The following is a 24,789-nucleotide window of genomic DNA, read 5'->3' on the forward strand; positions in this document are numbered from 1 at the left end:
CCGGGGCGGCATTCCCGGCGGCGGAGATATCGGCCACGCGAAGGGCCGGGGTGGTATCGCCGGAGAAGCTGCCGATTCGCCCCTTTCGCAACCAAGCGCTTGTTAGAATCCGGCGATGATCTCGACGGTCGTCTGGGGGACCGGCAATGTGGGCCGCGCCGCCGTACGGGCGGTCGACGCCCACCCCGAACTCGAACTCACCGCTGTCCTCGTGCACGACCCGGCCAAGGCGGGCCGGGACGCGGGCGACCTGGCCGGGCTCGACCGGTCGCTGGGCGTAGCGGCCACCACCGATGTGGACGCGGTGCTGGCGGCCCGGCCCGGGGCGGTGGTGTACGCCGCGTCGGGGGAAATCCGCCCCGACGACGCCCTCGCCGATATCGTCCGCGCGATCGGTATCGGCGCGGTGGTGGTGACCCCGGCGCTCTACGCCCTCTACGACCAGCGCGGCGCCCCGCCCGAGGTCCGGGAACCGGTCCTGGCCGCGATCGAATCCGGCGGGGGTTCCCTGTTCGTCTCCGGAATCGATCCCGGCTGGGGCAACGATGTGCTGCCGCTACTCGTCAGCGGTCTGGGCAGCGTCGTCGAGGTGGTCCGCTGCCAGGAGATCTTCGACTACTCCACCTACGACCAGCCCGACTCCGTGCGTTACCTGGTGGGTATGGGGCAACCCATGGACCAGGTACCGCCCATGGTGGCACCCACGGTCCCGACCATGGTGTGGGGCGGGCAGGTGCGGCTCATGGCCCGGGCGCTCGGCGTCGAACTCGACGAGGTCCGCGAGTCCGTCCAGCGGCTACCCCTGGAAACCACCGTCGAGACCGCGACCATGGGCAAGTTCGAGGCCGGCACCCAGGGCGCCATGCGTTTCGAAGTGCAGGGCATCGTGGCCGGTACGCCCCGGATCGTGGTGGAGCACATCACCCGGATCCACCCGTCGTGCGCACCCGAATGGCCCGCTCCGCCCAACGGTGAAGGGGCGCACCGAGTGATCATCGAAGGCCGTCCGCGCATCGAGGTCACCGTCGAGGCGACCGACGAGGGCGGAAACTACGCGGCCGGTGGTAACGCCACCGCTGTGGGGCGGCTGGTCGGTGCGATCGACTGGCTGGTCGCGGCCGGGCCCGGCCTCTACGACGCCCTCGATGTCCCGCTGCGCCCGGCGGCCGGAAAGCTCGGAAGGAACGCCTCATGAGAGTTGACATTCCCGAAGGCAAGGATCCCATCGGCTACGTCTGGGGCGAGATGGTGCCCGGCATCGGTGTCGCCGCCTCGAACTTCTCGCTGGCGGTATACGCGCACACCACGCTGGGCCTGCGCGAATTCGAGGCCGCGCGGCTGCGGATCGCCCAGATCAACGGCTGCGTGTTCTGCCTGGATTGGCGGACCGAACGCGACGGACAGAAAGTAGAAGAGGGTTTCGACGCCGCTGTCGCCGACTGGCGCGGCACCGAGGTGCTAGACGACCGGGCCCGGCTGGCCGCCGAATACGCCGAACGCTACGCCCTGGACCACCACAACCTCGGCGAGGATTTCTGGTCCCGGATGACCGCGCAGTACAGCCAGGCCGAGATCGTGGAGCTCAGCATGTGCCTGGGCTCCTGGCTCGCCTTCGGCCGGCTCAACCATGTCCTCGGACTCGACGCGGTGTGTGTGCTCCCCGGACATTCGGCGCCGAGTGCCTCCGGCGCCCGTCCCGGAGCCTGAGCCGGTTCCCGCCCCCGGGACCGGTGCGATGAACGCGCGGCGTCCTGGGTAACTGCGGGGTATGAAGACTCGAGACCGTATCGCCGAACCCTGGGGAGCGCGCACCCGCTACGGTCCGGGGCTGTACGAACTCCGCGCCGAGGACCGAGGTGGCCGGTGAAACTGCATATTGTCATCGAGGAACTGCAGTTCTCGGAGCGGGAACTCGCCGGGGCACTGGCGGCCGTGGCGGTCCGGCACCGGGCCGAGTACGAGATCCACCAGACCGCCCGGGATCTGGCCGGCTCATCGCAGGACCATCTCCGCGAATTGGACGCGCTCGCCCCCCGGTTCGGGGCGGCGAAAGGTCACGGCCGGCGCCACCTGCGGGTCCGGCTGCCCCGCGCGCGCCGGCTGCGCGGAACGGTCGGCCGGCCGCCGGACCCGGGGCTGCGGCTCCTGCGGGATCTGCGCCGGTTGCATCAGCTCGCGGCGGGTGTGTCGGTGGATTGGGAGCTGCTCGCCCAGGGCGCGCAGGCGGCCCGGGAACCGGAACTGCTGGACCTTGCCGCGCAATGCCATCCGGGTACGCTGCGCCAGCTGCGCTGGACCAACGCCATGCTCAAGGTGCTCTCACCCCAGATCCTCGCGGGCTGAGTCGCGGTCGGTGGCGAGCGGCCGAACCGGTGCCCGGCCGGCTGTGTCGGCTCCGCGAACCCGGGTATGCCGCACACCCCGACGGACAGTGAGGTGAACGGATGCGGGTGATCGTCACGGGGGCCACGGGAAATGTGGGTACCGCGGTGCTCGAACAGCTGAGCGGTACCGGGACGGTGGATTCGATCGTGGGCGTGGCCCGGCGGAAACCGGAGCATGCGCATCCGGGGGTCGAATGGGCGGCGGCCGATATCCGCTCCGCGGATCTGGTGTCGCTGTTCCGCGGCGCCGACGCGGTGGTCGACCTGGCCTGGGTGTTCCAGCCCACCCGCCGGCCCGGCGACACCTGGCGGACCAATGTCGGGGGGACCGGCCGGGTGCTCGCTGCGGTGGCCGCGGCCGGGGTGCCCGCCCTCATACACGCTTCCTCGGTCGCGGCCTACTCGCCCGCGACCGGTGACGAGCCGGTCGACGAGAGCTGGCCGACCGAGGGCTGGCCGGGGGCGTCCTACGCGGTCGAGAAAGCCTATGTGGAGCGGCTGCTCGACCTCTTCGAATACGAACATCCGGACTGCCGCCTGGTCCGGATGCGCCCGGCGTTCACCTTCCAGCGCGCCTCGGCCGCACAGCAGCGCCGGCTGTTCGCCGGACCGCTGCTCCCCGACCGGCTGGTCCGGCCGGGACTGCTACCGCTGTTGCCCTATCCGCGCGGACTGCGCTTCCAGGCATTACACAGTGCCGACGCGGGCCGCGCCTATGCGGCGGCGGTGCTCTCCGACGCGCGGGGCGCGTTCAATATCGCGGCCGATCCGGTCCTCGACCGTGCCGAGCTCGCGCGGCTGCTGGGTGTGCGTACGGTCGAAGTGCCCCCGTGGCCGGTCCGGACCGCGCTGGCCGGCGCCTGGCACCTACGCCTGGTGCCCGCCACGCCCGGCCTGTTCGACGCGATGATGCAGTTGCCGATCATGGACACCACCCGGGCCCGGACGGAACTCGGCTGGCAGCCGCGGGTCAGCGCGACCGACGCATTGCGTGAGTTCCTCGACGCCCTGCGCGAACACCGGGGTGGCGACACCCCGCCGCTGGCCCCCGATGCCGGGGGAGTAGCGCGGCACCGTGAGTTCACCTCCGGCGTCGGTGGTCGCGATCCGGTCGACGACCGGTTGTGTGATCGCGATCCGTCCGGGTAGCCGCGCCCTATGGCAACTATCGCTCCATTACCGAAAGAACGTATTGGCGCGCCGCTACGGGCCGTGGTGACCGGCTCCGATTCGGGGATCGGCCGGGCGATCGCGGTGGCGCTGGCCGGCGGCGGTGTCGATGTGGGGATCACCTATCACTCGGACGAGGCCGGTGCCCGGCACACCGCGGGACTGGCCCGCGACCGGGGCGCGCGCGCCGCTGTCCGGCAGATGGATCTGGACGATCTGCCCACGAGTACCGCCGCCGTGGACGAACTCGCCGACGAACTCGGCGGCGTGGATGTGCTGGTGAACTGCGCCGGTACCGGCTCCGCGCAGAAGGCGATGGATATGGACTTCGACACCTGGCGGCATGTGCTGTCGGTCGACCTGGACGGCGCCTTCCTCTGTACACAACGCGCTGTCCGGCATATGACGGAGGCCGGCCGTGGCGGGCGGATCATCAATATCACCAGCGTGCACGAGCACGCGCCCAAGGTCGGGGCGGCGCCCTACTGTGCGGCCAAGGCGGGCCTCGGCGCCCTGACCAAAGTGCTGGCGCTGGAACTGGCCGAACACGACATCACCGTGAACTCGGTGGCCCCCGGGGAGATCGCCACCCCGATGACCGGGCAGGAGGACGCCGATCCACGCGAACAGCCCCGGCCGGGGCTGCCGCTGGGCCGGCCCGGCCACGCCGAGGAAGTCGCCTCCGTGGTGGCTTTCCTGGCAACCCCCGCCGCGGGATATGTGACCGGAGCGTCCTATGTCGTCGACGGCGGCATGCTGCTGATGGGCCCGCAGTCCAGCCAGCTCGTCGGGGACGAGGGCTGGCGTGATCCGAAGGGAGACTCATGATGACCGATCGACTCACACTCGCTCCGGTGTCGGCGCTGGTGCGCGGCGCGTTCGACGCCGGTGCCCATCTCCGGCACGCCCGTTTCTTCCATCCACGCGGCGTCCGGCTCTCCGGCCGGTTCCGCGCCGAACCCGAATTCACCCGGCTGTTCGGCGACGGCGACCGCGCGACCATCGGGCGCCTCTCCAAAGGTGTGGGCACTCCCGGCGGCGTCCCGGATATCCTCGGCCTCGCCTTCCGGGTGCTCGACATCAACGAGAAACCCTGGGATTTCGCACTGGCGACCACCGGACAGCGCCCGGTCGCCCGGCTGTCCCTGACCGTCGCACGCGGCTGGGACAGCGCCCGGTTCGGTAGTCTGCTGCCCTACCAGTGGGACGATTCCGCTCCGCTCTGGGTGCTCGCCGAGCCGGACCCGGGGCTGCCCACCGGCACCTCGCTGTCGACCCTGACCCGGCATGTGCACGAGCACCAGATCGGGTACACGATCTCGGTCGCCGGCTACGGGCCCGCGCGCCAGACCGTCGGCCACTTGGCGCTGCGCGCCGCGGACCCGGGTGAGCATCGCACCGATTTCTACGATCCCGTGCTCAACCATCCCGCCGATGTAGCCCTGCTGCCCCGCGCGGTGCAGCGACTGCGGGAATCGGCCTACGACGGCAGCCGCCGTGGTCGCGGCGTCGAGGACCGGGAAACCGGCCGGGTCGAGGTGGATCCGCACCGGTGACGGCGGGCGCGAGGAAATCGGCGGCGAGCTGTTTGCGCGGCGGCGTCCGGGAAAACACGCGACCATGAACGAAACCGAGGACCCCGGCACGGAATCCCCCGAGATCGCCGAGTGGGCGAGCAGTTCGATTCCGTCGACCGGCGAACAACTGGACGAAGACGAACTGGCCGCCGACCCGCTCGAGGAGGGCATGGATCCGCCCGACCACTGGTCGGCCGCGGACCGGTACGCCACTACGCCGCGGGAGCAGCGGGAAGGTGAACCGATGGAGCGCCGGCTGGCGGAGGAAGAGCCCGATATCGTGCCGGAGGGACAGCGTTCGGCCGGCCGGCCCGACGCGCAGCGACCCTGAGCAGTTCGAGGGCGGGACGACGCCGGTGACGCGACCGGCGGCGGACCGGTCGGCAATTCGGCAGTTCATGGTCGGGCACCGACGCTGCTGCGCGGCGGCGGACGCTGTGTGCAGTGCCCGGTGCTACCACTCGTCACGGCGGCGCGGGTCGAGGCCCGGGACCACGGGTCTGCTCGGTACGAGTTCAGTGCGGTGGTTGTCTCGCCCGGTGCTCGTAACCGGGCGGGCAACGGCGCGGTCCGAGCTTCTTCGGCCGTGTCACACGCGAGTCGGGCGGGCACCGGGTCCAGGGCGCGAGTGCTCAGTGCCGCGTCCAGGTGGGCTGAGCGAAATCCGCGACCCGGGCCTCCTTCGGTTCGCTGCCCAGCAGCACCACCTCGCGGAACTGCCAGAGCATGGCGCCGGTCGGGGCGTGGATCGTCATATTCGGGCCCAGGCGCATCTGCAGCAGTCCGGGTTCACCGGGCGGGGCGTCGACCGCCGGGGCGCCGTCGTGCATCCGGGCGGAGTCCGGCAACACCCAGTGCGGTGTGTCGTCGGCGGCGAGCCGGTCGAAGGCGGCCCGGTGCACCGAATGGACTTCGGCCGCGTTCGGCTGCAGGCGCGTGATATCGGACAGCGTCGCCACCAGGGGAGTGATCGCGAACCCGGAGCTGGCCGGAAAATCGTCGAGGGTGCCGAGTACGTCCTCGGGGCCGGTCGTGAGCCCGAGTTCTTCGTGCAGTTCGCGCAGGGCGGCCTGCTGTGTGGTCTCGCCCGGTTCGACGCGGCCGCCGGGCAGCGCCCACTGCCCGGCATTGCGGCCGCGATAGGCACGTTTGATGACCAGCACCGACAGCGATCCGCCGGTATCGACCACGCACAGCACCACGGCGGCCCGGCGCAATCCGTCGGTATCGGGTACCGCGATCCGCGGGAACACTGCCAGCCGGGCCCGGGCGAGGGTGCGGAAATCGTGGAGATTGTCGGGGACCCGCGGTCCCGGGTCTGTTCCCATACGTTCGATCATGCACCATCGACCGGCGGCCGCCGGGTGGTGGGCGCGGCGTTCACATCCGCCGCATCACCGAGACGACCTTGCCCAGTACCACCGCGTGGTCGCCGTCGATCACCTGATAGGCAGGGTTGCGCGGTTCCAGGTACACGTGACCGGCGCGGCGGCGGAACACCTTGACCGTCGCCTCCCCGTCCAGCATCGCGGCGACGATCTCCCCGGTCTGCGCGTCGGGCTGCCGGCGCACCACCACGATATCCCCGTCGCAGATGGCCGCGTCCACCATCGAATCGCCGCGCACCCGCACCCCGAACACGGTCCCGCGGCCCACCAGTTCCCGTGGCAGCGTGAGCACCTCGTCGGTGTGCTCGTCGGCGAGGATCGGCGTACCCGCCGCGATATCGCCGACGACGGGGACCGCGACGGCGTCCCGGGCGGGTTCCGCCTCGGCACCGGCGTTCAGGAACAGCCGCACATCCATCGGCCGGGAGACCCCGTCACCGCGGCGCAGGAATCCCTTCTCCTCCAGGCTCTTCAGATGCTTCGACACCGACGACGAGGAACGCAGCCCGACGGCGTCACCGAGCTGCCGGGTATTCGGCGGGTAACCGTGCCGCACCACCCATTCCCGTATCGCCGCGAGGATGCGGCGCTGGCGTTCCGGCAGGGTCGAGGTGTCGAGGTGGTCGTATTCGGTCACCGCGACATCGTATGACCAGGCGTGACAGCCGCTTACGGGGTATCCGCCTTGCCGCCTTGCCGGGCTACGGTGCTGCCGGGTCGCCTGGGTGCCGGGCCGCGGGCCTTCCGGGCCGCCGGGGTTCCAGAACCGCGGGGCCGCCGGGGTGCGGGGCCGGGCTCAGCTCGCTGCGTAGGGCCGTGCCGCGCGGGCGGTACGCAGCGCCTCGCCCCACCAGACGAGCTGGTCGAGCAGCGTGGTGGCCGCGGTCTCGGCGCCGGAGCCGGGTGCCAGCGCGCCGGTCTCGTCCCGCTGCCCCCAGGGGTTGTGGAAGCTGACGGTGTCGCGGACGGTGACGGCGTGCAGTTCGGCGAACACCGTGCGCAGGTGCTCGGTCGCGCGCAGGCCGCCCGAGATACCGCCGTAGCTCACGAAACCCACGGGTTTGGCCTGCCATTCCGCGTGGTGCAGGTCGATGAAGTTCTTCAGGGTGCCGGGATAGCTGTGGTTGTACTCCGGTGTGATCACGACGAAGGCGTCGGCGGCGGCGAGTGTCTCCCGGGTCCCGGCGAGGCCGTCGGAGGGCGCGCCGAAGGTGTGCGGTAGTTCGGTATCCGCGATATCTACGGTGGTGGGTGCCAGGTCGGCGCGCAGCGATGCCCTGGTCAGGAACCAACTGCCGACGGCGGGTGCGAAGCGGCCGTCGCGGCTGCTGCCGATGATGACCGCGACGCGCAGGGGTGTGCCGGTGCCGGATGCGGCGGCGATATCCATATTTCCTCCAGGGGTGTGCCGGGCGGCGGTTGCGCCGCTCCGCCAACCACTCTGAATCCTCAACTATTGTTTAGGTCAAGTCCGGATCCCGGCCCCCCTGTGACAGACGTTCGCCGGCGGGTATGCCGACGATAGAACGTGGCGCATCACGGAACGGTTGCGTGAGCTCTACACTGACGCGGTCGGCGAGTCGACGTTCTAGGCTGGTACCGGACGGCGTATGCCCTGGCACGAGGGAGCACATGGATATCGCGGAGGCGCCACAGCCGGTGTACCGGCAGGCCCGCTTTGCCGATCTCGAGGACATCGCGGCCATCGAGGCCGAGGTGTTCGGTGAACCGTACCTGTACCTGATGCTGCGCCAGCTCTATGATCTGCACGGTAAGGAATGGCTGGTCGCCGAGGTCGCGGGCACGGTCATCGGGTACGCGCTCACCCTGGAGAAGTCCGGGCGGGCGCTGCTGTTCACCTTCGCGGTGGCCAAGCGGTATCAGGGCGCCGGTTTCGGCCGCGCGCTGCTGAACCAGACCCTGCGCGTATGCCGAGAACTGGGCACCGACACGGTGTACCTCACGGTCCGGCCCGACAATCATCCCGCCGGGAATCTGTTCAAGCAGGCCGGTTTCGAGTTCGTCGAACACGACGAGCGCTATTTCGGGCCCGGGGAGCCCCGCGATCTCTACGAATTCCGCCTCCATCCCTGAACGCTAAACTGGTTCGTATGGGCGAGATCTCGCCGTTCGTGGCGTCGGTCTCCACCCGGATCGCCCGGCACGCAGCGGCTTACACCGCCGAGCTGGATGCCGCCGCGCATCCCGAGCGGATGTCACTGAACACTTTCGCTGTGCACGTCGAAGCCGTTCTCGACGATTACGATCCCCCCAGCGCGCGCCGCCGGCACTCCGACACGCTGGTCTTCCCGCACCTCTACGGTGCGGCCCGCGATCCCCGCCCCGACGAGGAGGGCTGGCGGGTGCCCAGCGCGGTACCGGCCGCGCTCATGGCCGCCGAGGTCGAGTTCCGCGGCCCGCTGCGACTCAGCGCCCGGCAGAACACGCTGCTGGCCGAGGAATACGAGGCGATCGGTGCGCAACTGTCGGCGGTGGGCCTGGCCACCCACGCGGCCCTGGCGTTCCGCCGCGCCATGGCGCTGTACCGGGTGAACGAGGACGACGAGGCCGAGGACCGCTGCGGCCTGCACCTGGCGCGTGCGAACACTCGCGGACTACCGCACGGGCTGCGGCGCTGGGCCGGCCAGGGGTCCTATCTCCTGTGTGGCCACGGGTACCGGCCCTCGTGGTTGCTGGGCTGGGTGATCTTGCAGATGCTGCTGTTCACCGGGGTGGCCTTGCTGGTGGGTGGTCAAGCGGTCGACGACACGATCTATATGGGCGTCACCGGTTTCCTGAATCCGCCGGGCCCCGGTGATACGCAGGACCTGCCCGGAGCCGTACGGACGCTCTTCGTCGTCGAGGCGTGGACCGGCGCGGTATCGATGTCGGTGTTCTTCGCGCTGCTGGTCCGGAAATGGTTCCGGATGTAGCCGGAGCGACAGGTACGGGCGGTCACCATTCCGCGTCGAAGATCTTGTGCCGCAACGCCGACAGCGTGGCGACCGCGATATTGTCGCGTAACCGGCCCACCAGTGTGTTCCACTGCCGGGAGAAGCCCGGATCGTTCTGCAGGTCCTTCCACAGCGCGCGCAGCACCGGCGGCGTATGCGCGCCCGGCATCCACAGCCCGGCCAGATGTTCGAGGGCGGGCGCGAGAATATCGATCCGTTCGCGGCTGTGCGGGGCGAACCGGTCGGCTTCGTCGAGCGCGTCGGCCAGTACGGTCAGCAGCCAGTCGTGCGCGGCCAGATCCTCGCAGAATCGTTGCGCCGCCTCCAGATCGGTTTCGTCGCGCACGATCAGCCGCACCGAGCGGACGGTGTCGTCGTCGAGGTGCAGGGTCGCGGCCGGACCGCTGCTGCCGCCGACCCGGGCCGTCCAGCGCAGCCGGGTCGTCCCGGCCTGCACCGGTGGGTTCTGGTCCAGCCGGGAGTCGGCGCGGACCCGGGCCAGCAGCCGTTCGCTGATCGACGCCAGGTCCAGCGGGGCCGTCCCCGGCAGTGGGTCGGCGGCGAGATAGCTGTCGGCCAGGACGTTCCCGGCCGCCATCCGCTCGGGAATCCGGGTGACGACCTCGGTGACCCCCTTCTGACTGATGTAGTGGGACCAGGTCTGGCGGCGGCGTTCCGCGGCCCGCACCACCCGGGTGCGCGCCGAGGACTGCAGTACCCGCCCGCCGGCCAGCGCGAGACTGGTGGCCACGGTGCCGACGATCCGGGCGGGCTGCTCACCCAGCCGGAGATCGCAATCGACCCCCACCGCCGTGGTCGGGGACAGGCCCAGCGTGCCCGGTCGCTCCCGCCAGCGCACGCCGCAGCCGGGTAGCAGGGCCAGCAGTTCCCCGGCCTCGGCTCGGGTCAGCGCGGTGGCCGAGGGCAGCAGGCAGGTGCGTACCTCACCGAGGACGACCAGGGGCGCGGTCGCGGCCATCTCAGGACCCGTCGAGTAGCAGGTGGGACAGCCGCTCGCTGATCTTGCGCGAGACCATCACGTCCTCGGCCGCACCGGTCGCGATGACCTGCGCGAGTACGTCCTCGTCCAGGTCGAGATGGTCGAGCACCAGCCGTACCGCGTGTTCGATACCGAGATAGCGTTTGGGCAGCATCGACAGGGTCTGGTACGCCGCGAACGGCGCCGCGTCCGGGGTGAGCTGCACGACCGGCGGCACCTCGTGCCAGCGGCGCGGCCACGGCTCCCCGTGCCACTGCTGCGGATCCACCACCGCAGCCCCGTGATACCGCAGCATGCCCAGCCGCAGCAGATGCCAGACCGCGGCCAGGAACGGGCAGGACCAGCGGGTCACCGTGACGCCGTCGACGAGCTGGGTGCTCCACAACTGCACGTCCAGGAAGATGGAATGCTCGCGGCGGCCGAACTCCTCGGGCGGTTCGTAGGTCCGCCCGCGCATGGCCTGGGCCGGTTCGTGTTCGGAGGACCGGCGGCCGTTGCACAGCCACCCGGATTGCGCGGTCGGCGGCCGGCGCCCGGTATCGGGCGGCGCCGGTTCGGCGACGATCCGCGCAGCCACCATCTCGGCCACCGGTATCGGCTCACCCAGCGGCACGCCGTCCATGAACTGCGAGGTCTGCCAGCAGCCCGACTCGCGGGCCAGATAGTCGATGGTGAGCCCGGCCGCGTCGGCGGCGGTGAGGAGTTTGCCGAGGATTTCCGCGGGATCGGTATCGGGCTGGAAGTAGTCGTCGATCAGGTAGCACGTGCTGACCCGGACGTCGGGGCCGAACCGGACGCGGGCGGATTCGGTGAACGCCGCGACCAGCGGCACTATCCGGCGGAATTCCTCTGTCACCCGTCCGAGATCGCCGAGGAGGTCGTTGAGATAGAAGTGCCCGACCTCGATGGACAGATGCGAGAGCGGAACCGGGGCGACCCAGGGCTGTTCGGTGGCCTCGGTGTAGACCTGCCTGTCCCGCATCTAGAGCCTCTCCCAGCTGGCGACGTCCATCAGGCGCCGCGCGAGTTCGGTGTAGGCCTGTGCCGTTTCGTGGTTGGCGATATGGGCGTTGACATCGCTGTCGAGGATCAGCTGCTCCCGCCATTGCAATACCGGTTCCATCGGCGTGGCGCCGAGTACCGCGGTCGCGCCCAGCCGGTTGGCGGTGGCCAGCCGGCGCAGCGCGACATCCTGTTCCTGCAGCCAGGCCGCCTGCGCCGCGCGCTGCGCGGTGAGATGCGAGTTGGCGGCGGGTACGGCGGTGCGGATATAGCGGGTCGAGCCCAGCAGTTCGTCGGGATCGTGCCCGCAGGCGGCGCCGGTCTGCAGCAGCCCGTGCGGACCGTAGACCAACCCGGCTGCCGCCAGGATGTGCTGGCGGGTCCAGCGGTGGAAGATCAGCCAGCGCGCCGTCCGGCGGCGCAACTGCGGAAGCGCGGTCGCCTGCAGGGCGATCTCCAGCGCGACCGACCGGCCCGCGCTCAGATCGACGAACACCACCCGGAACTCCTGTTCCAGCGCCACCAGCAGTTCGGCGCAGCGGGTCACCACCGCGTCGTCGGCGGTGAGGAATTCGGCGCCGCCCTCGTCGCCCGGGAACAGGACCAGCCGTCCGGAGCGGGGAGCGACCCGTTTGAGTTCGGAGCGATCGGTGGCGGTGCCGACATCGACCCGGGCCGCCGTCCCGGTCTGTCCGAGCAGATAGGAGTGCACCCCGCCGTCGGCGACGCCCCGCTCGACCGTGCCGATCTCGAACAGCGCGCCTGCGGTCGGTGACCCGAAGTCGAAATCCACATAGGCGACGTTCCGGCCCGACATACACAACCGGTACGCGATATTGCAGCTGGTCACCGAACGCCCGGTGCCGCCCTTGTCGGAGGTGGAGAATACGAGCACCCGGACCCCCTACCGCGTCGCGTCCTGGCGCGCGTACGCCAGTTCGTCGAGCTGGATCAGCGCCTGGGTGGCCAGACTGTAGGCGGTGCCCGGACGCTCGTGCAGCACCCCGCGGGCCCGGTCCAGTGATTGCCGGATACGGTTCACCGCCGCCTGCTTCGGGGTCAGGTCATCGCCTTCGACCTCGAGCTCCTCCTGATTGAGCAGATGTTCCGCCTCGCTCAGCAGATCGACGGCGCGGGCGACCATGGTCGCCGGGGCCAGCGGGGGTTCGCGGAAGGTGTCGTAGGCGATCACCAGACATTCCATGACGCGCTCGGTGACGAACCAGGACGGGCCGGCCGGGACCGCGAACTCCGGGCCGAGCAGGGCCGCCGGATCATCCCACAGACCGGCCGCCGGGCCGTCGCGCTGAATTCGCCCGTCGAGATGGTCCATCGCCGCCTCGGCCAGCGCCATCAATTGATCCCGGGTGTCCACATCGGTGCGCAGGCGCGCCGCCTGCAGGCAGCGTTTGAGCATCATGGTCACGAAATCCGGGACATACCATTCGAGTACGGAGCCGCCGCCGATGTCCTCGCTCCCGGCCAGACCCAGCCGGACACCCGGGAAGTGCAGGACCGCGGCCGCGTCCCCGGCGGTGAGACGGCTGGTGATCCGGCCCCGGCGGGCCAGCTGATCGAACACCGCCACCGTCCGGGCCAGGTCCTCGGTGCTGTCCCGGTAGACCAGGTCCTGGATGAGGATGGCGGTGACGGTGAGACTGAAGTAGTCCGATTCCTCGCCGTCGGAGGTGCGCCAGGGAATGTCCTCCAGCGGCCAGCGGCCGCCGCCGAACCGGGCCACCGTGGACCAGTAGTTGCGGGCCAGTTCGAACCGCAACTGCAGGGCGTCGGCGAGTTTGCGCTGCTCGTCGGTCAGCAGGTCCAGCTCCCGGATGCGCTGGGAGGACAAATCGATGATGCCGTCGAGGGCGACGGCGGTGAAGTACAGGTAGGGACGGGGTTCGGCGTGCCCGGCCGCGTGGCCGACCTCGCCGGGGACGAACTCGATGGGTTCGGCGGTGCGCACGATGCCCCAGCCCCAGCCGCATTCGAAGAGTCGCTCGTCGTCGGCGACGTCCACCTCGGCGGTCTGGCTGAGCCGGACCTCGTTGGCCGCCTGGACCCGCAGCCGTTCCAGCCGTGCCGACAGGCGCCGGATCACCTCGTCGGCGGGGGCGTGGTTCTGGTTGATCATATGCAGGATCGCCTGCCCCGCCTCGGATTTCGGCTCGGGCGTGTGGATGACGAAACTGCGCACCAGACCGGCCATCGCGGCGGTGAGCCGGATCCCGACCGCATCGATCACCAGCGGAATGCGTTCGCTCAACTGCCGTGCCTCGCGCCGCACCTCACCGCCGACGAAACGCTGGAATCCGCGCAGGAAACGCAGCGCCGCGATACACAGGCTGAGCGACATGGAATAGGAGTCGACGATCCCCAGGGCGAGCTGTTCCTCGGTGAGCGGGCGATCACCGGCCGCGCGCAGGTAGGAGCCGGCCGCGAAGACCGGTTGCCCGTCGGGGCCGGTGTAGCGCCGCAGGTAGTCCTCGAGCAGGCCGACCAGTGCGCCGCCGATGCGGGTCTCCTCGCCGAAGGGGTCCAATGCCCGGCGGGCGTCGGCCGCCATATCGTCGGGCTGGTCCAGGGCGAAGGCCTCGAGTTCGGTCGCCGGGTACAGCAGGCACAGCAACTGTTCGGCGTCGCTGATCGAATTGCTGCCGTCGCGGCCGCCCCAGGTCCAGGTGCCACCCCGATAGGAACAGGCGAGCACGGCCCGCCACAGGTCCAGCAGCTGTTGCCGCGGCCTAATTCTCATATTCCGTGTCCTCGCCCCCGCGTTCGATCGGCGCGTCGAACGTCGTCACCTAGAGTGTGCCCCGAATTCGTTCGCCGGGACAACTATTCGGCCGGTTCCACGTTTGCCGCGGGATAACTTGCGCGGCAATCGCTTCCGATCGTCCCCGCCGGAGATCCGGCGCGCGGTCCGCGGCCGGCCCCGTCGCCTCGCCACCCCGGGTTCCCCGGCTCGATCGGTCCGCGCTCGGCATTGCGCGGGTCCAGAACGCGTGGGTGGCAGCAGACTGGTATGTCATGGACCAGTTGGTGCTGACATTCGTGATCCTGTTCGCCGCGGTGCTCGCCGAGGCGATCGGGCGGCGGATCGGTGTCGCCTCGGCGGTCCTGATGACACTGTTCGGTGTGGTGCTCGCGCTGCTGCCGTTCGTACCGCAGATCGCGATACCCCCGCACCTCATCCTGCCGCTGGTCCTGCCCCCGCTGCTCTACGCCGCGGCCCGGCGTACTTCGTGGCGGCAGTTCGCGGAGAGCTGGGAGCCCATCGTATTACGGGCCGTCGGACTGGTCCTGGCCACGGTGGCGGCGGTGGCGGCGGTGTTCCACGCCTGGTATCCGGGCCTGCCGGTGGCTGCGGCCGTCGTGCTCGGGGCGATCGTCGCACCGCCGGACCCGGTGGCGGCGACCGCGCTGGCCGGTCGTCTCGGACTGCCACGCCGGCTCGTGGTCGTACTCGGCGGCGAGGGACTTTTCAACGACGTCACCGCGATCGTCGTCTACTCGGTCGCGGTCGACGCGGTGCTCACCGGACATTTTTCGGGGCCGCGTGCGGCGGGCGAGTTCGTGGTGTCGGCCGTGGTCGCCCTGGCGGTCGGCCTGGCGCTGGGTATGGCGGGAAGCAGACTCACCCGTTATCTGGCCGAAGCGAGCGCGCAGGTCGCGCTCAGCCTGCTGCTGCCCTTCGCGGCCTACGGTCTCGCGGAGTCCTGGGGTGGTTCGGGAGTGCTGGCGGTGCTGGTGTGCGCGCTGTACCTGACCGACGCGGTCACCGAATTCGCCGACGCCGATTACCGTGTGGTCGGCAACTCGTTCTGGGAGATCACCGAGCTGCTGATCAGCGGTTTCGCCTTCGGGCTGATCGGTTTGGAGCTGAGTGCGGTGCTCGCGGCCACCGGGAACAGCTGGCCGCAACTGCTCGGGGGCGCGGGCGCGGTACTGGCCGTCGTGGTGGGGCTGCGGCTCGCCTGGCTGATGACGACCTGGTGGCTGCGCGGGAAGTGGTGGCACGACGAGGACGCCGACGAGCCCTACACCTGGCGGGAAACGGTGGTGACGTGGTGGACCGGTATGCGCGGGGTGGCCACGGTGGCGCTGGCGCTGGCCATACCGCTGTCGACCGAGGCGGGCGCGGATTTTCCGGGACGCACCGAGATCCTGTTCACGGCGTTCGCGGTGGTCCTGTTCACTCTGCTCGTGCAGGGCCCGACGTTGCCGCTGGTCGTCCGGCTCACCGGTGTCCGCGCCGACACCCTCGCCGAACGCCGGCTCGAACGGCAACTGTGGGAGCGGGTGGTCCGGGCCGAACTGGCCCGCCTCGAGGAACTGGCCGACGCCGAGCAGGTACCCGAGGAACTCCATGAGCGGCTGCGGGAAGGTATCCGTCGCCGGCTGGCCCGGGCCGACCCGGAAGCGGCCGACGAGGACGCGCGCGCCCGCGCCGAGCGGGAGGCACGGATGACCGTCGCCGTCAGGCGTATCCGCGCCGAGGTCACCGAGGCAGGTCGGCGGGAAGCGCAGGCCGCCCGCCGTGAACCAGGTATGCCCCCGGACCTGGTCGACCGGGTGACCCGGCGTCTCGATCTGGGGCCGGGCCGGTGATCCGCGCGCCGGGGGTCACCGCCGCGCGGAGTCGTGGACGTAGGTGAGGTCTGCCAAGAACTCGGTATACGCCGCCTCGCGATCCGGGGCGCGCAGCACCGACGAGGGATGCACCGTACCGGTCACCCGGAAGTCCGGGCGTTCGACGGTGCGTCCGCGCAGCGGGCCGACGGTGGCCGAGGGGCCCAGTACCGCTTTCGCCGCCACCGCGCCCAGGCAGACCACCAGATCCGGGCCGATCAGATCCAGTTCGGTGGCCAGCCAGGCCGAGCATGCGACGACCTCGGTCCGGCTGGGCTGTTTGTGGATCCGGCGCTTGCCGCGTTCGGTGAACTTGAAATGTTTCACCGCATTGGTGAGGTAGAGCTCCTCGCGCTGGAATCCGGCTTCTTCCAGCGCGCGGTCCAGCAGCCGCCCGGCGGGTCCCACGAACGGTTCCCCGCGCAGATCCTCCTGGTCGCCGGGCTGTTCGCCGACCATCACGACAGGCGCGTGCGCCGGTCCGGCGCCGAACACCGTCTGGGTGGCGTCGCGGTAGAGGCCGCAGCCGCGGCACTCCGCCGCCGCCGCGCGGACCCGCCCGAGGTCGGCGCCGCCGGGAACGAACTCGGCGGCGCCGACCGGTTTCGGTGCCCGGCGGCTGTTCGTGGCCGCGCGGGCGGCGGGGCTCATCGGCGGTCTACTTGCCCAGGGCTTCGGCCAATTCGTTCTTGGTCATCTTGGAGCGGCCCTTGATATTGCGGCTCTTGGCTTCGTTGTACAGCTGGTCGCGGGTCCGGCCCTTGGGCTTGTCGGTGCCCGAGCGCAGGCCGCCGCGCCGCTGCGGTGACATATCGCGGGTCGAGGAGCGGCTCGCGGTCTTCGTCTGACCGGCCTGGGCGCGGTTCTTGTTGACCGTCCGCGCACCGATTTCCTTCGCACGCTTGGTGCTCGCCCCGCGATCCTCGGCGGAATCCTTGATGTGCTCGTACTGCCGTTCTTGTTTGTCGGTCCATTCCTTCGGCATGACACACCTCCTGTCTGCCCGGCCGTGTACCCGCGTACAGCCGGGGCAATCAGCATGCGGGTCGTCCGCGGGTCGTGGGGCGTCCTACCCAGGCCGCGCGGCAGTATGCAGAGTATGTCCGAGCCTTCGGCGTGTCGGTGTCCCGATTACCGCCCGCCCGGCTCCCGGGTCAGTGCGGCATGGTGGTCCCGCATGGCGGAGATGACCGCGGAGAGCACCCGGTGGGCGGCGGCGAGATCGGTGGTGGGCAGGCCGGCGAGCGCCGAACGGGTGCGCCTGCCCAGTGGGTGGAAGAATTCGCCGGCCACCGACATGCCGTGATCGGAGTAGTGCAGCAGCACCCGCCGGCGGTCGCCGGGATCGGTTTCGCGGTGGATATGACCGGAGGCGATCATCCGTTCGACCAGGTAGGTGATCGCGGCCGGGGACAGGCCCATGAGTTCGCGCAGTTGTCCGGCGGTGAGCGGCCGGCCCTCGGCTTCGGCGGTGGCGACGTGCATGAGCGCACGGAAATCGGTGCTGCGCAGGGAATGCGAATGGGCGAACAGATGCCCGATCTGCTCGGATACCGCGGTCAGCGCGCGGATATCGGTGGCGATCTCGGTTTCGGCGTGCTCCCGGGGCGCGCTGTCCGTTTTCGCCGAGGGTTCGTCTCTCACCTACGCCGTCCTTTCCTGATCCCGCTCGCAAGAGTGTAGGTGCCGCGGGCGCCGGCCTTGCCGATTATTTCAGTTTCTGAAATAGTTGCCGGGTGAATGCCTGGGAACGATTCGCCACCGTGGTCACCGGCCGCCGCTCGTGGGTCCTGCTCCTCGCCGTCCTCGCCGCCGCCTGCGCGGTGATCGTGGGCGTCGGTGGAAACGACGACGCGGGTCAGGCGCCGACCTCGCTGCCGCGGGATTCCGAAGCCGCGCGGGTCGACGCCGCGGTGGCGGAATTCCCGGGCGGCCGGGACGCACCGGCGATCCTCGTGATCACCCGGCCCGACGGCGCGGAACTGACCGATGCCGACCGCGCCGCCGCCACGAAGACGGTTCAGGAGGTCTCCGGTACCGGCGCGGACGCGCTCGTGGTCGCGCCGGACGGGAAGGCGGCACTGGGGCGCGCGACGGTGTCCGCCGACCTGAACGGAGCGGACCTGGCCACCGAGATCGACCGGCTGCGCCAGGTGGCCGCCGAGCACGCGCCCCCCGGCCTGACCGTGCAGGTCACCGGCGGCCCGGCGTTCGGCGCCGATATCGCCGACTCCTTCGCCGGTGCGGACGTGACCTTGCTGGCCGTCACCGCGCTGGTGGTCGCGCTACTGCTCATCGTCACCTACCGCTCGCCGGTGCTGTGGCTGGTACCGCTGCTGGTGATCGGTCTCGCCGACCGGACCGCCACGAGCATCGGCACGGCGCTCGCCCGCGTCACCGACCTCTCCTTCGACGGCTCCACCGCGGGCATCACCAGCGTGCTGGTGTTCGGCGCGGGCACCAATTACGCGCTCCTGCTGGTATCCCGCTATCGCGACGAACTGCACGGGAACCGCGACCACCGCGCCGCGCTGCATGAGGCTGTTCGCCGCGCCGGGCCGGCGATTCTCGCCAGCAATGTGACTGTGGTGCTCGCCCTGTGCACGCTGCTGCTCGCGACACTGCCCAACACTCGTTCGCTCGGCCTGATGGCGGCCGCCGGCCTGCTGGTCGCGGTGGTCTTCGTCCTGCTGGCGCTGCCGCCCGCCTTGGCTCTGTGTGGCCGGAAGATCTTCTGGCCCTTCGTTCCGCACGCGAGTGCCGACGGGACCGCGGCGCACGGTGTCTGGCATGGGATCGCCACCAGGGTGGTGGCCCGGCCGGCCGTGGTCGCCGGCGGGGCGATCGCGCTGCTGGTCGTGTGTGCGGCGGGTCTGACCGGCGCGGATATCGGGCTGTCGCAGACCGAACAGTTCCGGGTCCGGGCCGAATCGGTGGATGGCCTGGATACCCTTGCCGCTCATTTCCCCTCGGGCGCTTCCGATCCGACCGTCGTGCTCACCCGGCACGACGCCGCCGCGGCGGTCCGTCCGGTGCTGGAGGCCGCCCCGGGCGTCTCCGCTGTGGTGCCCGCGGGTGGCCACGAGGGCTCGGACCGGTGGATGGTCACCCTCGAGGCCGCTCCCGAATCCGAGGCGGCCTATACGACGATCGAACAATTGCGCGGCACCCTGGCCGCGATACCCGGCGCCGAGGCCATGGTCGGCGGGAGCGACGCGAAAGCGCTCGACACCCGCGACGCCGCCCGGCACGACCAGCTACTGGTGATCCCGCTGATCCTGGTGGTGGTCTTCGCGGTGCTGCTCATCCTGCTGCGAGCGCTGCCCGCCGCGGTCCTGCTGATCGGCGTCACCGTGCTGAGCGCCTTGGCCGCGCTGGGGCTGGGCAGCCTGGTGAGTACGCATCTCTTCGGCTTCCCCGCGCTGGATACCACGGTGCCGCTGTTCGCATTCCTCTTCCTGGTGGCACTCGGTATCGACTACACCATCTTCCTGGTGACCCGGGCCCGGGAGGAAACCCCGGGCCACGGCACCGTCGACGGTATGGTGCGCGCGGTCTCGGCGACCGGCGCGGTGATCACCAGTGCCGGAATCGTCCTGGCCGCGGTGTTCTGCGTCCTGGGTGTGCTGCCGCTGATCACGCTCACCCAGCTCGGCATCATCGTCGGCATCGGCATCGTGCTCGACACCTTCCTGGTGCGCACCGTCGTCATTCCCGCGCTGTTCGCCCTGGTGGGTCCGAAGGTGTGGTGGCCCAGCGGTTTCGGCGGCAACGGCCATCCGGCGCCCGTCACCGAACTCGTGGAACAGCGGCAGTAGCGGAGGATCGGCCGCCGATAAGTGAGCCACCCCTGATTCACACCGTCCTGATAGGTAAGGCTAACCTGAATCCTGTTTGTACGATTCAGAGGCAGGACGGTAGAGCGCATGGCATCGAATATGCAGCGTGCACGGCGGTGGAAGCGGAGCTTGCCGCCACGGCAATGGATGGTCGCCGGCATGATCGGGGCCCTCGCGCTGACCGCCGGGTGCTCGACCCGGGAAGCGCAGACCGAGGAAACGGCCGCCACCGGCGCGCTGTCCATCGTCGATCAGCGGGGTGAGACCGTCACTTTGGCCGGTCCGGCGGACAAGGTGGCGTTCACCGTGATGCCGGCGCCGTCGATCTTCGCCGCCGTCGACCGCGGCTACGACCGCATCGTCGGCATCAATCAGTCGACCCTGGTGGCGAACCGGGGCGGCATGTTCGCCACCATGTTCCCCGGCTCGGCCGATTCGGCCGTGGTCGCGGGCAACGATTTCGTGCCCAACGTGGAAACCCTGCTGCAACTCGATCCCGATGTGGTGGTTCAGTGGGGCGACCGGGGATCCGAGGTCACGGCGCCGATCGAGGCGGCCGGATTCCCCGTCGTGGGCCTGAAGTACGGCACCCAGGACGATCTCGAGCAGTGGATCACCCTGTTCGCGCAGATCGCGGGTAAACCCGAACGCGGCCAGGAACTCATCGACTGGCAGCGCACCGAACAGTCCGAGATGCGCGCGCAGGTGGCCGCGCAGACGGCACCGCGGCCCCGGGCGATGATCCTGTCCCGGACCGGTGACACCTACAGCACCACCAGTGCCAAGGGCTACGACGGTTTCCAATTCGATCTCGTGGGCGCCGATCTGGTGACCAAGGGTTTCGTCTCCGAGTCCGGGCAGGTGAGCCCCGAGCAGATCCTGGCCTGGAACCCCGAGGTCATCATGCTCAGCGGATTCGACCAGAGCACACCCGCCGATATCTACGCCGACCCGAGGTTGGCCGGCGTCAGCGCGGTGCAGAACAAACGCGTCTACAAGACCCCGCTCGGCGGTTACCGGTGGCAGGTGCCGAGCGCGGAATCACCGCTGATGTGGCAGTGGATGCACCAGGTCCTGTACCCGGCCGCGCGCGACGGGCAGTTCCGCGCCGATATCCGCGCCGCCTTCGACGACCTGTTCGCGTACCGCATCTCCGACGAGGAGATCGATCAGGTGCTGCGCCTGGACCTGAACAAGGACGCCGCGGGTTATGACCAGTTCCTCCGCTGACCCGGCGGCGGTCGCGGCGCCGGAGGCTCCGGCGCCGCGCCGCGCGCGCTTCGACCGTCGCCTCCTCGCCATCCCGGGATTCCTGGTCCTGCTGATCGTGGTGGCCCTCGCCGCGCTCGCGGTGGGCCGCTACACCGTGCCGCCGAACGAAATCGTGCGAATCCTGCTGGGCCAGGTCTTTCCGCTGGAACAGACCTGGTACGCGCAGGAACGCACCGTGGTGCTCGATGTGCGGCTGCCCCGGGTGCTGCTGTCGATCCTGCTCGGCGCCGGCCTGGCGCTCACCGGCGCGGTCATGCAGGCCGTGTTCCGTAATCCGCTGGCCAGCGCACAGGTGCTGGGGGTGTCCTCCGGCGCGTCCTTCGGCGGTGTGCTGATCCTGCTCGCCGGTTTCGGCGGCGCCGCACTGGTCGGCGGCGCCTTCCTGGGTGGCGTGCTGGCGCTGGTGCTGGTGGTGGCGATCGCCCGGGCGGTACCCGGCGCGCCGCTGCTGATGATCGTGCTCGGTGGCACCGTGGTGGGCGCGATGTTCCAGGCGATGGTCTCGTTCATCACCTATATCGCCGACCCCTACAGCGAACTGCCCTCGATCGTGTTCTGGCTCATGGGTTCGCTGGCGACGGCGACCTACACCAAGGTGCTCACCGCCGCGATCCCGATCCTGGCGGCCGGTCTGGTGGTGCTCGCCCTGCGCTGGCGGCTGAACATCCTCGCCATGGGCGACGGGGACGCCACCGCACTGGGCCTGAATCCCGCGCGGCTGCGCAATTTCCTGCTGCTGTGCGTCGCGCTGATCACCGCGGGTTCGGTCTCGGTGGCCGGGGTGATCGGCTGGGTGGGCCTGGTGGTCCCGCATCTGGTGCGCATGATGGTCGGTACCGACAACCGGATGGTGCTGCCGGTCAGCGCGCTGCTCGGGGCCGCCTATCTGACCGCGATCGATACCCTTTCGCGCACCCTGAGCACCGCCGAGATCCCGATCGGGATCCTCACCGCCATCATCGGCGCCCCGTTCTTCGTGGTGCTGCTGATCCGCAACCGTTCCCGCCTGTGGGGTGCCGATGCTCGAGGCTAGTTCGCTCTGTTACCGCTATTCGGCCAAGGGGCCGTGGATCTTTCGTGACGTATCGGTCCGCGCCGCCGCGGGCGAGGTGTTCGCCGTGCTCGGGCCGAACGCACGCGGCAAAACCACCATGCTCAAATGCCTGGCGGGTCTCCTCCGGCCGGTCTCCGGTTCGGTCGAATCCTCCGGCCCGGTCGGGTACGTCCCGCAGAGCCATTCGGTCGTGTTCTCGTTCTCGGTGCTCGATATCGTCCTCATGGGCCGGGCCCGCACGGTGAAGATCTACAGCACGCCCACGGCCGTCGATCGCGCTGCCGCCCGGGAGGCGCTGCGCCGGGTGGGCATACCGCACCTCGCCGACCGCGACTACACCGCGTTGAGCGGGGGCGAGCGTCAGCTGGTGCTCATCGCCCGGGCGCTCGTCTCCGACTGCGACACCATCGTGCTCGACGAACCGGCGGCCGCCCTGGACCTGCGCAACCAGGCCCAGGTGCTGACCGTGCTCCGCGCGCTGGCCGACGAGGGGATGGCGGTCGTCATGACCACCCACCATCCCGACCACGCCCTGCACGTGGCCGAACGGTCCATGCTGATGGTCGCCGCCGACGATCAGCGCCACGGCCCGACCCGCGACCTGCTCACCGGCGCCCTGCTGTCGGAGATGTACGGCGTGCCGATCGTGACCGCCGATATCGAGACACCCAGCGCGGTCCGTCGGCTCACCGTGCCGGATTTCGGGCGGGGGATCTCGTGACGGTACTGAAAGCCGTGATGGCCCCGGCTCGCGGCGAGTACGCCGGCGGCTTCCGTGACATCGATGTCTACGATCTGCCGGGGGAGTGCACCGATGCGATCACCGGTCTCTACCTGACCGGCGACGTGGATCAGGAATACCTGACCGAGCAGCGTCCGCTGCTCGATTCGTTCGTCGCCCGCGGCGGACGAATCGTCGTGAACGGGCATGTGCAGCGGCTTTTCCTCGACGGATTGACGAGATGGCGCAAGCTGGAGTTCCGTAACCCGCGCGACCTCGCGTTGACGCGGGTGACCGAACATCCGGTGTGGGCCGGCACCGACCCGAAGGCGTTCCTCTACAACACCGGGACCCGCGGAGCCGTCCCGTTCGCGGAACTGGAACGTATCGGTGTCGCCGGATTCTACGGGCGCGGTTGCTATCCGGACCTGCCCGAGCACGCCCGCGTAGTCCACACCATCGGCCGCACCCGGGCACCGATCGATTACGACTATCCGCTCGGTGCGGGGCGGGTCCTGGTCCACGGCGGCAACGACCTGCTGCAGTTCGCCACCGCCGACCGCGGTACCGCGCGGCTGCGCCCGCAACTCCTGCGCTGGCTGGAAGGCGACGATGACTGACCCCGAGCCCCGCACCGGTATCGCCTTCCTGCACGGCGGCAGCCACGCCCAGCTGGCCACCCTCGCCGATCCCGCCCTGGCGCCCTACCGGATCCGTCCGGTGCATGTGCGCACCGGTGCCCTGGCGGAAATCGGCGAGGCGGAGGTGATCGTGGTCGCCGACCGCCTCCGCCCGGATCTGCTGCGACGGTGGACCGATACCGTCGTCGCCGGGCTCGACCGGGGCGCGACCGTGCTCGTCTTCGGTGAGAACCACGCCGGACAGTGGTTGCCCGGCCTGCGGGAAGAACCCCGGCCCACCGTGTTCTGGTGGTGGCGCACCGGCGAGGACCACCGGCTCCGGAAACAGGCTCCCGGCCATCCCGCCTGGGAGTTCTTCGCCGACCGCGCGGTGATCTGGCACTACCACGGGGTGCTGGAACCACCACCGGGCGCGGTGAGCCTGGTCGACCTGCACACCGAGGACGGTGTCCGCGACGGCTCCGTCCTCTATATCGACGAGAGTTCCGCCGCGGGACGACTGCTCGTCACCACGATGGACCCGGTGTACCACCACGGCTCCGGATTCATGCCGGGAGCGACGCAACTGCTCTATTCGGCACTGCACTGGGCCACCAGGAAGAGGGAGAAGACATGCTGACAGTTCTGGAATCCGGGACGCCGATCGAGTTCTCGTTCGCCGATCTGATGAAGTATCACGGCACCGAGTTCCCCGGTGGTGTCGCGCACGCGTACTGCGCTGTGCGGCACGCCGTTTCACTGTTCGGCACCGTCGAACGGCGGGAAGTGACCGTCCGCACCGCCTTCCCCGGCCCGGGCGGCCGCGACGCGATCGAGATGGCGCTGCGCGCGGTCACCGGCGATCGTTTCACCGTCGTCCCCGAACTCGCGGCCACCGAGCGCGGGCCCGTCCTCGCCCGCTACGTCTGGGAATTCACCTACCGCGACCGGACCGTGCTGCTGCGGTTACGGGACGCGGGATTCGTCACCGCCGAATTCATCGAACTCGGCGCGCGTCGCGACCGCGACGCGGCCGACAACGCCCGGCTGACCGTGTTGAAGCAGGAGATGACCGACCGGCTGCTCGCCGGCGCCGTGGGCGAGGTCTACGAAGAGGTGCCGCTCCCGACGCGCTGACGCGCATCCCCTCCCGCACCGGGCCCCCGCCCTACACTC

At 70.0% G+C, this 24,789-nt stretch carries 27 protein-coding genes; 17 read left to right on the plus strand and 10 right to left on the minus strand.

Annotated elements, in window-relative coordinates; all coding sequences use genetic code 11:
* Window positions 1-115: 115 nt before the first annotated feature.
* The 7 genes from IG75_RS0101030 to IG75_RS0101060 all read left to right on the plus strand — a co-directional run bounded on the left by IG75_RS0101030 (window position 116) and on the right by IG75_RS0101060 (window position 5,462).
* Window positions 116-1,195, plus strand: a complete 1,080-nt coding sequence (locus tag IG75_RS0101030) for an NAD(P)H-dependent amine dehydrogenase family protein (protein ID WP_030519215.1) — start codon at window positions 116-118, stop codon at window positions 1,193-1,195.
* Complete coding sequence (locus tag IG75_RS0101035; protein WP_036512036.1) at window positions 1,192-1,707, plus strand: carboxymuconolactone decarboxylase family protein; 516 nt, start codon at window positions 1,192-1,194, stop codon at window positions 1,705-1,707. Before IG75_RS0101030 ends, IG75_RS0101035 begins: the two co-directional genes overlap by 4 nt.
* A gap of 156 nt (window positions 1,708-1,863) precedes the next feature.
* Window positions 1,864-2,343, plus strand: a complete 480-nt coding sequence (locus IG75_RS0101040) for a hypothetical protein (protein WP_030519217.1) — start codon at window positions 1,864-1,866, stop codon at window positions 2,341-2,343.
* 101 nt (window positions 2,344-2,444) lie between these two features.
* Window positions 2,445-3,533, plus strand: coding sequence for an NAD-dependent epimerase/dehydratase family protein (locus IG75_RS0101045; RefSeq protein WP_036512039.1), 1,089 nt, complete (start codon window positions 2,445-2,447; stop codon window positions 3,531-3,533).
* A 9-nt stretch (window positions 3,534-3,542) separates the two neighbouring features.
* Window positions 3,543-4,382: an SDR family oxidoreductase gene (locus IG75_RS0101050; protein WP_051714065.1), complete on the plus strand. Its 840-nt coding sequence runs from the start codon at window positions 3,543-3,545 to the stop codon at window positions 4,380-4,382.
* Window positions 4,382-5,110 carry a hypothetical protein gene (locus IG75_RS0101055; protein ID WP_051714067.1) on the plus strand — a complete coding sequence of 243 codons (729 nt, stop codon included), beginning with the start codon at window positions 4,382-4,384 and terminating at the stop codon, window positions 5,108-5,110. The genes IG75_RS0101050 and IG75_RS0101055 overlap by 1 nt, the downstream gene beginning before the upstream one ends.
* A gap of 64 nt (window positions 5,111-5,174) precedes the next feature.
* Window positions 5,175-5,462, plus strand: coding sequence for a hypothetical protein (locus tag IG75_RS0101060; protein ID WP_051714353.1), 288 nt, complete (start codon window positions 5,175-5,177; stop codon window positions 5,460-5,462).
* 301 nt (window positions 5,463-5,763) lie between these two features.
* On the opposite strand, the gene IG75_RS40570 is transcribed toward IG75_RS0101060, so the two are convergent.
* The 3 genes from IG75_RS40570 to IG75_RS0101075 form a co-directional block, all read right to left on the minus strand.
* Window positions 5,764-6,459: an NUDIX hydrolase gene (locus IG75_RS40570; protein ID WP_030519222.1), complete on the minus strand. Its 696-nt coding sequence runs from the start codon at window positions 6,457-6,459 to the stop codon at window positions 5,764-5,766.
* Between the two features lie 52 nt (window positions 6,460-6,511).
* Window positions 6,512-7,156: a transcriptional repressor LexA gene (gene lexA, locus IG75_RS0101070; RefSeq protein ID WP_030519223.1), complete on the minus strand. Its 645-nt coding sequence runs from the start codon at window positions 7,154-7,156 to the stop codon at window positions 6,512-6,514.
* A gap of 159 nt (window positions 7,157-7,315) precedes the next feature.
* Window positions 7,316-7,909, minus strand: a complete 594-nt coding sequence (locus IG75_RS0101075; protein ID WP_030519224.1) for an NADPH-dependent FMN reductase — start codon at window positions 7,907-7,909, stop codon at window positions 7,316-7,318.
* 242 nt (window positions 7,910-8,151) lie between these two features.
* On the opposite strand from IG75_RS0101075, the gene IG75_RS0101080 reads away from it, so the two are divergent.
* Together IG75_RS0101080 and IG75_RS37120 are read left to right on the plus strand one after the other, a co-directional pair.
* A complete protein-coding gene (locus IG75_RS0101080) occupies window positions 8,152-8,613 on the plus strand; it encodes a GNAT family N-acetyltransferase (RefSeq protein ID WP_030519225.1) in 462 nt (153 codons plus the stop codon).
* Window positions 8,614-8,630: 17 nt separating this feature from the next.
* Window positions 8,631-9,452 carry a hypothetical protein gene (locus IG75_RS37120; protein ID WP_051714068.1) on the plus strand — a complete coding sequence of 274 codons (822 nt, stop codon included), beginning with the start codon at window positions 8,631-8,633 and terminating at the stop codon, window positions 9,450-9,452.
* Window positions 9,453-9,474: 22 nt separating this feature from the next.
* Here the strand turns inward: IG75_RS37120 and IG75_RS0101095 are convergent, their stop codons facing one another.
* The 4 genes from IG75_RS0101095 to IG75_RS0101110 are packed head-to-tail and all read right to left on the minus strand — an operon-like array spanning window position 9,475 to window position 14,230.
* Entirely contained in the window at window positions 9,475-10,452 is a 978-nt protein-coding gene (locus tag IG75_RS0101095; RefSeq protein WP_030519227.1) for an SCO2521 family protein, read from the minus strand.
* Window position 10,453: 1 nt separating this feature from the next.
* The gene (locus tag IG75_RS0101100) at window positions 10,454-11,455 is read right to left on the minus strand and encodes an SCO2522 family protein (RefSeq protein WP_030519228.1); all 1,002 of its coding nucleotides are present in this window, start codon (window positions 11,453-11,455) and stop codon (window positions 10,454-10,456) included.
* Window positions 11,456-12,370, minus strand: coding sequence for an SCO2523 family variant P-loop protein (locus IG75_RS0101105; protein WP_030519229.1), 915 nt, complete (start codon window positions 12,368-12,370; stop codon window positions 11,456-11,458).
* 9 nt (window positions 12,371-12,379) lie between these two features.
* Window positions 12,380-14,230 carry an SCO2524 family protein gene (locus tag IG75_RS0101110; protein ID WP_030519230.1) on the minus strand — a complete coding sequence of 617 codons (1,851 nt, stop codon included), beginning with the start codon at window positions 14,228-14,230 and terminating at the stop codon, window positions 12,380-12,382.
* A gap of 254 nt (window positions 14,231-14,484) precedes the next feature.
* Between IG75_RS0101110 and IG75_RS0101115 the strand changes: the two genes are divergently transcribed.
* Entirely contained in the window at window positions 14,485-16,086 is a 1,602-nt protein-coding gene (locus tag IG75_RS0101115; protein ID WP_245713130.1) for a Na+/H+ antiporter, read from the plus strand.
* Between the two features lie 15 nt (window positions 16,087-16,101).
* On the opposite strand, the gene IG75_RS0101120 is transcribed toward IG75_RS0101115, so the two are convergent.
* The 3 genes from IG75_RS0101120 to IG75_RS0101130 form a co-directional block, all read right to left on the minus strand.
* Window positions 16,102-16,758 carry a UdgX family uracil-DNA binding protein gene (locus tag IG75_RS0101120; protein ID WP_030519232.1) on the minus strand — a complete coding sequence of 219 codons (657 nt, stop codon included), beginning with the start codon at window positions 16,756-16,758 and terminating at the stop codon, window positions 16,102-16,104.
* 7 nt (window positions 16,759-16,765) lie between these two features.
* The gene (locus tag IG75_RS0101125) at window positions 16,766-17,092 is read right to left on the minus strand and encodes a hypothetical protein (protein WP_030519233.1); all 327 of its coding nucleotides are present in this window, start codon (window positions 17,090-17,092) and stop codon (window positions 16,766-16,768) included.
* A 146-nt stretch (window positions 17,093-17,238) separates the two neighbouring features.
* The gene (locus IG75_RS0101130) at window positions 17,239-17,751 is read right to left on the minus strand and encodes a MarR family winged helix-turn-helix transcriptional regulator (protein WP_030519234.1); all 513 of its coding nucleotides are present in this window, start codon (window positions 17,749-17,751) and stop codon (window positions 17,239-17,241) included.
* Between the two features lie 92 nt (window positions 17,752-17,843).
* On the opposite strand from IG75_RS0101130, the gene IG75_RS0101135 reads away from it, so the two are divergent.
* The 7 genes from IG75_RS0101135 to IG75_RS0101165 all read left to right on the plus strand — a co-directional run bounded on the left by IG75_RS0101135 (window position 17,844) and on the right by IG75_RS0101165 (window position 24,750).
* The gene (locus tag IG75_RS0101135) at window positions 17,844-19,925 is read left to right on the plus strand and encodes an MMPL family transporter (RefSeq protein ID WP_081876560.1); all 2,082 of its coding nucleotides are present in this window, start codon (window positions 17,844-17,846) and stop codon (window positions 19,923-19,925) included.
* Between the two features lie 180 nt (window positions 19,926-20,105).
* Window positions 20,106-21,176, plus strand: coding sequence for an ABC transporter substrate-binding protein (locus IG75_RS0101140; RefSeq protein WP_162183758.1), 1,071 nt, complete (start codon window positions 20,106-20,108; stop codon window positions 21,174-21,176).
* Window positions 21,157-22,251, plus strand: a complete 1,095-nt coding sequence (locus IG75_RS0101145; RefSeq protein ID WP_030519237.1) for a FecCD family ABC transporter permease — start codon at window positions 21,157-21,159, stop codon at window positions 22,249-22,251. The genes IG75_RS0101140 and IG75_RS0101145 overlap by 20 nt, the downstream gene beginning before the upstream one ends.
* Window positions 22,238-22,993: an ABC transporter ATP-binding protein gene (locus tag IG75_RS0101150; protein ID WP_030519238.1), complete on the plus strand. Its 756-nt coding sequence runs from the start codon at window positions 22,238-22,240 to the stop codon at window positions 22,991-22,993. The genes IG75_RS0101145 and IG75_RS0101150 overlap by 14 nt, the downstream gene beginning before the upstream one ends.
* Window positions 22,990-23,613, plus strand: coding sequence for a hypothetical protein (locus tag IG75_RS0101155; RefSeq protein WP_030519239.1), 624 nt, complete (start codon window positions 22,990-22,992; stop codon window positions 23,611-23,613). The genes IG75_RS0101150 and IG75_RS0101155 overlap by 4 nt, the downstream gene beginning before the upstream one ends.
* Complete coding sequence (locus tag IG75_RS0101160) at window positions 23,606-24,253, plus strand: hypothetical protein (RefSeq protein ID WP_030519240.1); 648 nt, start codon at window positions 23,606-23,608, stop codon at window positions 24,251-24,253. The genes IG75_RS0101155 and IG75_RS0101160 overlap by 8 nt, the downstream gene beginning before the upstream one ends.
* Window positions 24,247-24,750, plus strand: a complete 504-nt coding sequence (locus IG75_RS0101165; protein ID WP_030519241.1) for a hypothetical protein — start codon at window positions 24,247-24,249, stop codon at window positions 24,748-24,750. The genes IG75_RS0101160 and IG75_RS0101165 overlap by 7 nt, the downstream gene beginning before the upstream one ends.
* Window positions 24,751-24,789: the final 39 nt, after the last annotated feature.

It is taken from the genome of Nocardia rhamnosiphila NBRC 108938 (assembly GCF_000720425.1).
GTDB lineage: Bacteria > Actinomycetota > Actinomycetes > Mycobacteriales > Mycobacteriaceae > Nocardia > Nocardia rhamnosiphila.